This window comes from Chitinophagales bacterium (genome assembly GCA_016787225.1).
Taxonomy (GTDB): Bacteria; Bacteroidota; Bacteroidia; order Chitinophagales; family JADJOU01; genus CHPMRC01.
The window spans coordinates 82,806-94,613 of record JAEUUY010000023.1; the positions used below are offsets into that span (position 1 = coordinate 82,806).

Consider the following 11,808-nt stretch of genomic DNA (forward strand, 5'->3'; position numbering starts at 1 on the left):
TTATGCGTACTTCAAATACGGAAGTCTAATTGATGCGAAGCGATTCTGCAATACAAAATATCCTCCAAAAAGAAGACAAGAATATATCAAATCACTGAGCAACGTATTTTTTATAAATGGAATACCAGCTGCATAGGAAGCCATTAAACCAGAAATATCTTTAGTATAAAATGGAAGAGAAATCCAAGCACCAAAATTAGAAATTAGAAAAAATACTAGTGTTGTAGCTAAACTGCCGCCAACTACTTTAAATTTATTAATACTAGTAAAAATTTTAGAACCTAAAAATGCTATAGCTGCATAGGCCAAATATTGCCAAATAAAACCATCATAGAAAATAGTAAATCCATTATTCATAGAAGAATAAATGGTATTATTGAGAATAAGATCACTAAAAAAAGTTGCGAATAAGGTCACTGCAATAGCCTTCCATAATTTATCAAAATGGGCTGCACAAAATAATGCAATGGCTGCCATAGGAGAAAAATTTGGCATAGCAGGAATCAAGCGAGCTAAAGCTATTAGTATAATAATTCCAACTAAAGCACTTAATTTCAAATCTATTTTATTATTCATAATTATATAGTAGTTATTGATTCTAATGCAAAAATATAAGATTCATTTCAAACAAAAAGAAAATTTGATAAAGAAAAAGCTAAGTCTATATATTTGCAGCGTTGGGAGATAAGGTCTGCATAAGATACTATCTTTAAAAACGGGAATGCGGTGCGAATCCGCAGCAGTGCCAGCTACTGTAAGTTCCAATTGTTTTTCGCCAAGCAAATCCACTGTGAACCTCTGGTTTATGGGAAGGAAGGAGAAAAGGAATAAGTCAGGAAACCTACCCAATAAAGCAATACATTCTCTCACTGTGCATGGGTGGATATTATTAAATTTATTAACCAAACAACAATGAAAAAAATGACGTACGCATTCCGTGCAACATTATGCTTATGCGTAATGACCTCTCTAACTCTTCTAGCGCAGGATAAGGACACGAGTTATCTGCTAAAAGGAGTAGAAATCAAATCGCTGAAAAAATCAAACGTAAGAGCCGATTATATGCCAGAGATTTTCCCAGCAAATAATTTACAAAACCAGTTCGGAGATATTTATATTCGAAATACAGGCTTTGGACAATCTTCTACGATATCTCTTAGAGGTATGGGAGCGCAAAACATTACATTACTATGGAATGAACTCCCTATAAACTCTCCTAGTCAGGGGCTTTATGACCTCAATCAAATTCCTAGTTTTTTGACTCAATCACTTCAATTTGATATTAATAATAATAGACTAACCACGGCGGGAAGCTTTTCACTTTCTCATCCCAATAGAAATGAAAACTACCTAGCACTCTCATCTACAGCCTATCTTTCAAGTTTGTATTCGCATAAAATAGAAGCGAATGCTCGAATAGGTAAGGGTAATATTTCTATCAATCAGCAATATATCCATGGCGTCAATAATTTTGAATTCTATAATACAAAAGGTGAGCGAAAGAGAATGGACAACAATGGTCAAGCGCAATCCAACACTCAAGTTTCCTTTTCTTATCCACTAGGCAAAAATTGGGAAATAGAATCAGGGCTATGGTATTTACATACCAATAGAGATAATCCAGGTTCACTAAGTTTCCCTTCCAAGGCTAATTTAAGAGATAATAATTTGAGAACCTTTCTAGGGGTAAAAAACAATAACCTCACTGTTAAACTCGCTTACTACAATGAAAAGAGAGACTATTTTCCAAATGATGGGTTCTCTGTAAACTCAAAGTTTGAAACGCAATCATTCAGAGGTTTTGTGCATTATCATACCTCTTTTACTGATAAATTTAAGCTCGACTATAAACTCTACCCAAGTAGATTTGTAATGAATTCTACGAATTATAAACAGGAGGAGGTCATAAATGAAGCTAGCCAGCAAGTCAATCTAGCCTATACTCCTATGGCGAATTGGACCTTTGAAGGAGGAATAAAATCTGTTACTCATTCCTATTTTTCAAATTTATTTCTACCTTTTCTATCTGCGACTTACAAAGCTAGCGATAGGCTCTCGGTGCAGTTGATAGGAGATATCAATCAGAGAAATCCCAATGGCGATGAGCTTTTCTATAATTTAGTCGATCCTTTCTTTACCTATACAGGAAATAGAAATCTAGAGCCGGAAACGAACTATCAACTTAGAAATGTATGGAGATATGAGCACAAAGGTACAACGGATAAAATTCGACTCAATGTAGAGCCCTATATGCTTATCAGTAATGACAATATTCGTGATACCTTTAGTGCTGACTTTAGTTTCGGACAACCTATCAATATAAGCAAAGTAAGAAATTATGGTATCCAGACCCACCTTGAATGGTTGCGTTCTTTAAAAGCCAATCAATTTTTCAGAACAATTGTATCTATGAACTATATTGATGCGAAAGATGGAGATGGGAAATATTTAACCTATGTTCCAAGCTTTAAAAATATTGTGACGCTGGAATATATCAACCCTAAGTATGAAATCCAAATGTCGAATAATTATACCTCACATCGTTTTATAAACGGAAATAATACTATGCGCCTGAATCCCTATTTCTTAACAAATATCAAAGGGACATTTAAGCAAAATCTCAAAAGAAATCAAATTAACTGGAGTATAGGTATAGATAATTTATGGAATGAAGATTATCAGGAGATCAATAGCTTTGCTATGCCGCTGAGAAATTATTATATGAGTGTGACGGCTATCATTAATTAACATCTTAGCCACGAATTCACGAATTTAACAAATTAGAATTAGTGAATTCGTGGCTATTTAAATCTGATTCCCATTAAAAAAACTCTTGATATCCATAGGCTTCTTGCCTTCTGCCTGTATATCTGTAATCCAGTAATAACCATTATTGCAGGCGATTTTTAAATAGGATAAATTGTCTGTGACGATATCCCCAGGTTCTTCATTTATTGCTTCTAAACTAAATCTTCCATTTTTAACAATATACTTTTTATCTTTATAGGTAAAGAATGGCTTGTACACAGGTATGAGCCCTCTTACCAAATTATGTATTGCCTCCGAAGATTGGAAATCCTTAATCTCTAGTATATCTTTATCTATTTTAGGTGCTGCTTTATCGCTTGGCTTAAATTCTTGTTTAGAACTTTGGTAATTCCCTTCTTCTATTCTCACTAGTGTTTCGTGCAATAAATCCGCCCCTATCTCTTTCAACTTGGTATAAAGGGTTCCAAAATTATCGGAGTCTTCTATTTTACAAGTTTTTTGAAACAACAAATCACCTTTATCTATTTCATGATTGATAAAAAAAGTCGTGACTCCTGTTTCCTTTTCCCCATTGATAATAGCCCAGTTAATAGGTGCTGCACCGCGATAATTCGGTAATAATGAGCCATGCAAATTAATTGTACCAATTCTAGGTGCCGCCCATATAACCTCTGGCATCATGCGAAAAGCTACTACTACTGCTAAATCTATATTTAAGCTTTTATATAATTCGACAAAATCTGGAGACTTTAACTTCTCAGGTTGATAAATATTTAAATGCTGATCTAATGCATATTTCTTAACTTCTGATACACTTAATTGCTGTCCTCTACCACTTGGTTTATCTGGGGCAGTAATGACAGCAACCACATTCCAGCCCATCTCTAATATTTTTTTCAAACTGGCTACCGCGAAATCGGGAGTACCAAAAAAAGCTATTCTTAATTTCCTTCTCATCATGTGTAAAAATAAGGCTTATTCTGCTAGTTGTTTTATATTTGTAGATAATGAAATCTACTTTAATCACCATAGGTGACGAATTACTCATAGGTCAGGTTATAGATACAAATTCTGCATTTATAGCGCAGCGGCTCAATGAAATAGGGATAGCGGTTCATAAACGTATAGCCATAAGTGATGATCTCAAGGAGATTCAAACTACCATTACTGAGGCATGGAAAACTGCTCCTATTATTATAACTACGGGTGGATTGGGCCCTACGAAAGACGATATTACTAAAAAAGCAATTGCGGATCTATTTGGTGTAGGATTCAAACGCGATGAACAAACATTCAAGCATGTTAAAGCGTTTTTCGAATCTAGAAATGTACCATTCTTGCCTGTAAATGAAGCTCAATCTGATGTGCCTGAAAATGCCTACGTACTATTCAATGCGCGAGGTACGGCGCCTGGTATGTGGTTTGAGCATGAAGGCAAAATTCTAATCTGTCTACCTGGTGTTCCTTATGAAATGGAATACTTAATTCAGACGTACCTCCTTGAACGACTTCAAAAAAAATATAATCTACCTTCCCTCTATTATGCCTACATCCAAACATCAGGACTTGGGGAGAGTTTTCTTGCAAAAAAGATCGAGCATATCGAGTCTAGTATTGGAGAGGGCATAAGTCTTGCCTATCTTCCTTCGCCTATGGCAGTGAATTTAAGGCTAAGCGGCAACTTTGACCAAAAAACAGAAATAGATAATTATGCGAATCAGATACGTGAAGTTCTCAAAGAATATATCTATGGTGATTCAAAATCTCCTATTGAGGAACTCGTTTTTCAAACTTTAAAAGATCAAAATAAAACTATCACCTTGGTGGAGAGCTGCACAGGAGGCTATATTTCGAATCTAGTAACCAATAATAGTGGTTCTTCTGCTGTGTACAAAGGCGGATGGAATGTATATACCGACGAATTTAAAACTTCACAACTTCTAATTGAACATGAGTTATTAAATACGTATTCAGCCGTCAGTGAAGAATGTGCTAAAAGCTTATTATCTCTAGCCTTGACAAAGACACAAGCAGATTATGGTATAGCAGTAGTAGGATATCTAGAAAAGTTCGGAGAATATAAACCTCATGCATATATTGCTTATGGACAAAGTGATAAAATAAGAATAAAAAGAATAGACCTATTTTATCCCAGAACAAAGAATAAGGAAGCTATAGCTAGAGTTGCTTTAGTAAGTTTATATAAAGAATTTTTAATTTAAACCCCCCTTTAATTATGCAAAAAAGATTATTTCTAGGTTTGATTTTATTTATACTTGGTCTCAGTGGAGTATTCAGTTTGCTTTTTGTTGATCTGCCGATGGGTTCCATTCCTCCTGAAGTGTTAGATAAAGTGAGTCCAAAAACTCTAAAGTGGTTAATGCTCATTAATCCAGCTATTATGTTATTCGTTTCAATTTTTCTAGGGATATTCACCTTCAATAAGGTGGGACTTCGATCTCCAATTCTAGGGAAACTCAGCGGATTATATGAACAAGACTTTAATTGGAAAGAAATACTAATCTATGGAATAGCCCTAGGGACACTAGCAGGTGCACTCATTGTATTGGTCAGTCATTTTTATAAACAATCATTTCCAGCTGAATTTGCACTCCTGAATAAAGATGTCAATTTACATATTGCTGCGAGAATTTTATATGGCGGCATTACTGAAGAAATCTTGACTAGATTTGGTCTCATGAGTTTATTCGTTTATTTATTTTCATTCGTAGTCAAATCTCCACCAGAACTAAAGTTTTGGCTAGGGATAATCGTCAGTAGTTTGCTATTTGCTGCAGGTCATTTACCAGTAGTGTTTCAAGCTGTATCTCAACCAGGAGTATCAACCATTGCATATATAATTATTGGGAATAGTATAGCCGGTTTATTGTTTGGCTGGCTATATTGGAAAAAAGGTTTGGAAAGCGCTATGATAGGGCATATGGTAGCGCATTTGTGTATGATTATGCTGGGAAATATTTTCCAGATATCGTAACTAATTTTAAGTTGACGATTTAGTTTTTTTGGAAACTAGATAGTGGTTTCAATATTTATATAATTGGAAAAATATTATCTTTTTTATTTCTTAGCCTTTGTAGCCGAAGTTATAGGAACTCTAAGCGGATTCGGTTCTTCCATACTATTTGTGCCGTTAGCTTCATATTTTTTTGATGTAAAAGAAGTATTAGGCATTACAGGCATGTTTCACGTTTTTAGTAATCTGGCAAAGATTTTTTTATTTCATAAACATTTAGATAAAAACATTTTACTTAAATTAGGGATTCCAGCTATTGTGTTTGTAATTATTGGTGCATTATTAAGCAAGTATATACCAACGCATTATCTAGAAATTTTTGTTTGCTTTACATTGTGCTTTATTGCAATATTGCTCTTAATATACTCTGACAAAGGGATTGAAATTAATAATAGAAATCTAGTTAGCAGTGGAATTTTTTCAGGATTTTTTGCTGGAATAATTGGCAGTGGTGGAGCTATCAGAGGATTAGCATTAACAAGCCTTCAACTAGAAAAGTCTATTTTAATATCAACTTCAGCATTCATCGATTTAGGTGTAGATATAAGTAGAACTATAGTTTACTTGTTCAATGGGTACATGAATAAAGAATCTTATCTGATATTGCCTGGACTAATTGTTATTGCCATTATTGGCAGCTATATTGGAAAAAGACTACTCGTTTACCTCAGTCAATCAAATTTTAGAAAACTTGTTTTGATAATTATACTATCGACAACGATATTACAACTCTATAAATTATTATTTGAAGCGAAGTAAAACTTAAAGAAAAACTTCAAGACTAATTCCATCAAAGCTTGCAAAGACCATAGTTGGAAAAGAATCCCGATGCACGATATTACCAAATTTATCGATACAAATAGCACCAGCAAAGCCATCAAAGGGTTTGATTTCATCAAAGGTCTTTTCTACAGCCTTTTCTAAACTCATACCATCTGTCACTCGCGTAACAATTTTTGCCGCCATAGCCCCACTGACTATGTCTTCGCCTACACCTGTAAGACTCACTCCACAGAAATCGTTGGCATAGTTTCCTGCTACCGTAGCTGAATCAGAAACACGGCCCACTAGTTCAAAGCCCTTACCTCCTGTCGAAGTAGCTGCTGCTAGATAGCCGTTTTTATCTAAAACTACACAACCCACCGTACCTGTACCTAGTGATTTTAACTTAGCTTCGTATTCTTCTCGTCGTTTTGGTATTTCTGTAGAGAATTGTTCAAATCCATGTCTTCTTGCGTAATCAGTAGCACCCTCCCCTGCTAGGATTCTATCTTGTTCTTTTTGTAAAACGTGAGCTACTTGAATAGGATTTTTAGTTTGTTCTAAATTAATAACACCACTCATTTTTTTGGATACCCCATCCATGAGCGAAGCACTCATGCGTATTTTCCCATCACTTTGAATCATAGAGCCTATGCCAGCATTGAAAAGTTCATCATCTTCAAGCAAACTCACAGCATAGACAACTGTCTCCAAGGCAGTGTGAGATTTTAAATATTCGTAACTATCCTGAACAATTCTAGCTAGTGCATCTTGCTTAGCCTTTTTAGTTTCCAGGCTTTGTGATGATTCGGAGAAAAAACCCCCGTGAATAATGATTTTCATTGAGATAGAGAATTAAGGAACTAGAACGAAACTAGATGACTTGATAGTCATTTTATAAGTATCGAGGTCAAAGGTATCATATTGACTCATCACGTGAGTGACCAGATGATTGATAGATATCGGCTGACCCATTTCTACAGCGGTTAAGTTGGTGTCCTTTACCTCTCTACCATCTACCAAAATAACAAGCCCAGAGCCTATTGCCTCCATGTGGGTATTATTTTGTGTAATGAGTAGCCCAGTATCTTCGCCAAGACCTATCCCTAGCACTTTTGGATTTCCTACCACAGCTTGAAACAAGCGACCAATTCTGCCTCGCTGCACGAAATGTGTATCGATAATCACATCATTGATAAGTCCTAAACCACTCGTGATTTTTACCTCGCCTTTGAGCAAGGCCTCTTGACTGGAACCTTGGTAAATCATATTATTGGAAGCCGCTGCCGCACCTGCTGATGTACCAGCATATACGAAATCTTCATTCTGGTATTTATCAAGTAATATATCATGAAACTTCGTACCACCAAGGATAGATGTTAATCGAAGTTGGTCTCCCCCGGTAAACATAACAATATTCGCATTCTGCAATCTTTCTAGGGTTTCCTCTTGATTAGCTATTTCTCTATTTTCAATATGTAAAACATCAACATGGTTACACCCGAGAAATTCAAAAGCCTTTTTATATTCAGGTCCAACCGTTTTAGGTATTTTAGAGGCTGTCGTGATTATTTCTATTCGTGAATCCTCTTTTAACAATGATTCATCGATTATTCGACGTAAAATACCTTTTTCAAAGAAATTTAAATTCTTTTCTACATTGGCGTCAAATTCCTTCTCAGTAAAGCTGCCTTTATCGACTGCACCTCCTATGACGACTAATTTTCCTTTTATCATAGATGCAAATTTAAGGGTGTCATAATATTCCCTTAACAAATACTTTTCCCCATAGTGTGAAATTCTAATAAGAATATACCTTCAAATTCATCCAAAAAACAAAAAAAAACTCAATTATTTGAATAATATTCTATTTTTAGCCAAACTAAAAATGTCATCATCAACTTTTAACTATAAATTATAGGTATGAAGATTCTAAAAATACAGGCTTTACGTGGTCCAAATATCTGGAGTATCAATCGAAAGAAATTGATTCAAATGCGTCTAGATCTTGAAGAAATGGAGCTATTGCCTACCAATAAGATCAAAGGATTCCGTGAAAGACTAGAAGCTCTTATGCCTACTCTGGTAGAACACCGTTGTTCGGAAGGCTGCAGAGGTGGGTTTTTTCAGCGCGTAGATAAAGGAACTTGGATGGGTCATGTGATTGAGCATATTGCTCTTGAAATTCAGACCATGGCAGGCATGGACACCGGCTTTGGTCGTACCAGAGAAACAAAAACTCCTGGGGTATATAATGTCGTATTTAGCTATCTGGAGGAAAATGTAGGTTTATTTGCTGCAGAGGCATCTGTAGCTATTGCTCAGGCACTGGCAGATGATAAACCTTATGATCTAGAGGCCGATATTCAAAAAATGAGAGAAATTAGAGAGCGTGTACGTCTTGGTCCTTCTACAGGCAGTATTGTCGATGAGGCTGTGGCTAGAGATATACCTTGGATTCGGTTAGGCACAAACTCTTTAGTGCAGCTTGGTTATGGGGTCAATCAAATGCGATTTCAGGCTACCATTACCTGTAAAACCAGCTCTATCGCGGTAGACCTAGCTTGTGACAAAGAAGCGACCAAACGCATGCTGGATATGGCGTCTATACCTGTGGCGAAAGGTGATATCTGTGTAGATGAAGAAGATTTAGAGAATACCATCAAGAAAATAGGTTATCCTATCGTAGTCAAACCTCTCGATGGCAACCATGGACGGGGTATTTCTATCAATGTCAAAACCTGGGAAGAGGCTGTGGAAGGCCTCGCCGTAGCTAAAAAAATTAGCCGCAAAGTCATAGTAGAGAAGTTCGTCACAGGATTTGATTTTCGTGTATTAGTTATAGATAATAAACTCGTCGCAGCTGCTAAGAGAGAACCTGCGCATGTTGTAGGCGATGGCACACTAACTATTCAAGAACTCATCGAAGAAACCAATAAAGACCCGCGAAGAGGCTATGGACATGAAAACGTTTTGACTGAAATCAATGTAGATAGAGATACCGAGGATTTATTGAGTAAAAAAGGATATACCCTAGAAACTATTCCTAAGAAAAAGGAGATTGTCTATCTTAAATCTACGGCTAATTTAAGTACGGGCGGAACTTCTACCGATGTCACAGATCTCATGCATCCTGAGAACATCTTTCTTTGTGAGCGTATATCTCGCATTATAGGCTTGGATATATGCGGTATCGATATTATGGCTCCCAATCTCACCGAGCCTTTAAAAGAAAATGGAGGCTGCATTCTAGAAGTCAATGCTGCACCGGGATTTAGAATGCACTTAGCCCCAGCAGAAGGTCTGCCTAGAAACGTAGCCGCTCCAGTTATGGATATGCTCTACCCACTAGGCAAACCTAGTAGAATACCAATTATTGCTATTACTGGAACGAATGGGAAAACCACTACTACTCGTCTGATAGCCCATATAGTAAAAAATAATGGTTATAAGGTAGGTTTCACGACCTCAGATGGCATCTATATTCAAAACCATATGATGGAAAAGGGAGATACCACTGGTCCTCTTTCTGCTGAATATATTTTGAAAGACCCTAGTGTAGAGTTCGCTGTACTGGAAACTGCTCGTGGTGGTATCTTGCGTTCTGGGCTTGGATTTCACCGCTGCGATATTGGCATCATTACCAATCTGCAAGGGGATCACCTCGGTATTAGTGATATCGATACCATAGAAGACCTCGCTCGAGTAAAATCTGTAGTAGTTCGAAGTGTAAAAAAAGATGGCTGGGCTATCATAAATGCCGACGACGAAAACTGCATGAAAATGGCTAAGGAACTAGAATGTCAAGTTGCCTATTTCTCAATGGACGAAAACTCACCTGAAGCTAGAAAGCTCTCCAAACAAAATAAAATACTGGCGGTATATGAAAATGGCTATATCACCATAAAGCGTGGAGAGTGGAAAATACGAATAGAAAAAGCAGCACATGTTCCTCTCACCTTTGGTGGCAAAGCCAAATACATGATAGCAAATGTACTTGCCGCCTCTCTAGCCAGCTATCTCTATGGATTCAAAACCGATGATATCAGTCTATCACTCAAAACCTTCCTGCCAGGTGCAGCACAAACTCCAGGACGAATGAACATCTTTGAATTTAAGAAATTTAAAGTCATGATAGACTTCGCTCACAATCCAATGGGCTATAAGGGTATCGAAGAGTTTTTGTCTACGATAGAAGCCAAAAAGAAAATAGGAATCATCGCAGGTGTAGGTGACCGAAGAGATGAGGATATAAGAGATTGTGCAGAGATAGCTGGTCGTATGTTTGACCATATCATCATCCGTCAGGAAAAGCACCTCCGTGGACGTACAGAAGAAAATATCAATGGCCTGCTCCTAGAAGGTTTAAAAGCTTCTGGTAAAAATGTCACCTACGAAACTATACCTAAGGAAGTAGAGGCGCTTAAACACGCTATGAATATGGCAGAAGAAGGTTATTTTATCACCGCCCTCAGTGATGTTATAACGAACGCTATCGATGTGGTACAAGAGTATCTGGATAAGGAGAATGAAGAAGGGTAGTTTTTAATCTTTAAAATAAAATGAAAGATTAAAGTTACAAGTTGAATGGCTTAATTCTCTCATTTTCTATATTATTATATGTAAGATTGGTCTTATTTGGTAACAAAATTCTTCGGCTAATTAATAGATATTATTTAAACAACTTATAAATATGTTTACTGCTAATTTCATAGATATAAGTAGACCAGTAAGACTTAAAATATTGCTTTTAGAGGCTTTATTAATGACCACCATAATGCTTATTTGTCAAGCACAAACCTTTTATAATATATTTACTTCAAATCAATCGATGCCCATAACACCCAGTTATATTGCTGCCTTTGTAGGATATCTTCTCGTCATTGCATTTTATACGATTAGCATAAGTCAATTTGGGACAACTCCTATAAAAAGTATTTTTAATGTTAAAGTTATTAATGCTTCTAATGAAGATAAGCCTAAATTTTATCAAGTTTTACTACGACTTTTTTTTTCTATGCCCATACTATTTTATAATTCAGTATTAGTCATTTTATTTCACTATCGTTTGTTAGCAAATGAATGGATATTGAATAATTTAAAGGTAGTATTCACTAAAGTGTGTAAATTGATTTTTGGTTGAGAGTTATAAAATCAATTTATTTCTTTTGAAGAAGAATCATTCTTAGAGAGAATGACTCCTCTTCTCAAGATTTTTGGGTTTTGCAAAATTAATCATTCGA

General features: G+C 36.1%; 10 protein-coding genes and 1 riboswitch. Of the genes, 6 read left to right on the forward strand and 4 right to left on the reverse strand.

Annotated features, from left to right (window positions below; translation table 11 throughout):
• Positions 1-576, reverse strand: coding sequence for a hypothetical protein (locus JNL75_09255; protein MBL7789998.1), 576 nt, complete (start codon positions 574-576; stop codon positions 1-3).
• An 86-nt stretch (positions 577-662) separates the two neighbouring features.
• Positions 663-864, forward strand: a riboswitch (cobalamin riboswitch).
• Positions 865-960: 96 nt separating this feature from the next.
• Between JNL75_09255 and JNL75_09260 the strand changes: the two genes are divergently transcribed.
• A complete protein-coding gene (locus JNL75_09260) occupies positions 961-2,748 on the forward strand; it encodes a TonB-dependent receptor plug domain-containing protein (GenBank protein ID MBL7789999.1) in 1,788 nt (595 codons plus the stop codon).
• 57 nt (positions 2,749-2,805) lie between these two features.
• Here the strand turns inward: JNL75_09260 and JNL75_09265 are convergent, their stop codons facing one another.
• Positions 2,806-3,729: a methionyl-tRNA formyltransferase gene (locus JNL75_09265; GenBank protein MBL7790000.1), complete on the reverse strand. Its 924-nt coding sequence runs from the start codon at positions 3,727-3,729 to the stop codon at positions 2,806-2,808.
• A 47-nt stretch (positions 3,730-3,776) separates the two neighbouring features.
• Between JNL75_09265 and JNL75_09270 the strand changes: the two genes are divergently transcribed.
• The 3 genes from JNL75_09270 (at position 3,777) to JNL75_09280 (ending at position 6,562) form a co-directional block, all read left to right on the forward strand.
• Positions 3,777-4,991 (forward strand): CinA family nicotinamide mononucleotide deamidase-related protein, encoded by a 1,215-nt coding sequence (locus JNL75_09270; protein MBL7790001.1) that lies wholly within the window; start codon positions 3,777-3,779, stop codon positions 4,989-4,991.
• Between the two features lie 14 nt (positions 4,992-5,005).
• Positions 5,006-5,764 carry a CPBP family intramembrane metalloprotease gene (locus JNL75_09275; GenBank protein MBL7790002.1) on the forward strand — a complete coding sequence of 253 codons (759 nt, stop codon included), beginning with the start codon at positions 5,006-5,008 and terminating at the stop codon, positions 5,762-5,764.
• Positions 5,765-5,827: 63 nt separating this feature from the next.
• Positions 5,828-6,562 carry a sulfite exporter TauE/SafE family protein gene (locus JNL75_09280; protein ID MBL7790003.1) on the forward strand — a complete coding sequence of 245 codons (735 nt, stop codon included), beginning with the start codon at positions 5,828-5,830 and terminating at the stop codon, positions 6,560-6,562.
• A 3-nt stretch (positions 6,563-6,565) separates the two neighbouring features.
• Here the strand turns inward: JNL75_09280 and JNL75_09285 are convergent, their stop codons facing one another.
• Together JNL75_09285 and JNL75_09290 are read right to left on the reverse strand one after the other, a co-directional pair.
• A complete protein-coding gene (locus tag JNL75_09285; protein ID MBL7790004.1) occupies positions 6,566-7,408 on the reverse strand; it encodes an isoaspartyl peptidase/L-asparaginase in 843 nt (280 codons plus the stop codon).
• Positions 7,409-7,420: 12 nt separating this feature from the next.
• Positions 7,421-8,302, reverse strand: a complete 882-nt coding sequence (locus JNL75_09290) for a cyanophycinase (protein MBL7790005.1) — start codon at positions 8,300-8,302, stop codon at positions 7,421-7,423.
• 186 nt (positions 8,303-8,488) lie between these two features.
• On the opposite strand from JNL75_09290, the gene cphA reads away from it, so the two are divergent.
• Positions 8,489-11,107 carry a cyanophycin synthetase gene (cphA, locus tag JNL75_09295; protein ID MBL7790006.1) on the forward strand — a complete coding sequence of 873 codons (2,619 nt, stop codon included), beginning with the start codon at positions 8,489-8,491 and terminating at the stop codon, positions 11,105-11,107.
• A 151-nt stretch (positions 11,108-11,258) separates the two neighbouring features.
• On the forward strand, positions 11,259-11,708 hold the full coding sequence (locus JNL75_09300) for an RDD family protein (GenBank protein ID MBL7790007.1): 450 nt from the start codon (positions 11,259-11,261) through the stop codon (positions 11,706-11,708).
• Positions 11,709-11,808: the final 100 nt, after the last annotated feature.

What these genes read in the sequence shown, in the direction of transcription:
- JNL75_09255 (MBL7789998.1), bottom strand. Translation starts at nt 576, where the DNA reads ATGAATAATAAAATAGATTTGAAATTAAGTGCTTTAGTTGGAATTATT.
- JNL75_09260 (MBL7789999.1), top strand. Translation starts at nt 961, where the DNA reads ATGACCTCTCTAACTCTTCTAGCGCAGGATAAGGACACGAGTTATCTG.
- JNL75_09265 (MBL7790000.1), bottom strand. Translation starts at nt 3,729, where the DNA reads ATGATGAGAAGGAAATTAAGAATAGCTTTTTTTGGTACTCCCGATTTC.
- JNL75_09270 (MBL7790001.1), top strand. Translation starts at nt 3,777, where the DNA reads ATGAAATCTACTTTAATCACCATAGGTGACGAATTACTCATAGGTCAG.
- JNL75_09275 (MBL7790002.1), top strand. Translation starts at nt 5,006, where the DNA reads ATGCAAAAAAGATTATTTCTAGGTTTGATTTTATTTATACTTGGTCTC.
- JNL75_09285 (MBL7790004.1), bottom strand. Translation starts at nt 7,408, where the DNA reads ATGAAAATCATTATTCACGGGGGTTTTTTCTCCGAATCATCACAAAGC.
- JNL75_09290 (MBL7790005.1), bottom strand. Translation starts at nt 8,302, where the DNA reads ATGATAAAAGGAAAATTAGTCGTCATAGGAGGTGCAGTCGATAAAGGC.
- cphA (MBL7790006.1), top strand. Translation starts at nt 8,489, where the DNA reads ATGAAGATTCTAAAAATACAGGCTTTACGTGGTCCAAATATCTGGAGT.
- JNL75_09300 (MBL7790007.1), top strand. Translation starts at nt 11,259, where the DNA reads ATGTTTACTGCTAATTTCATAGATATAAGTAGACCAGTAAGACTTAAA.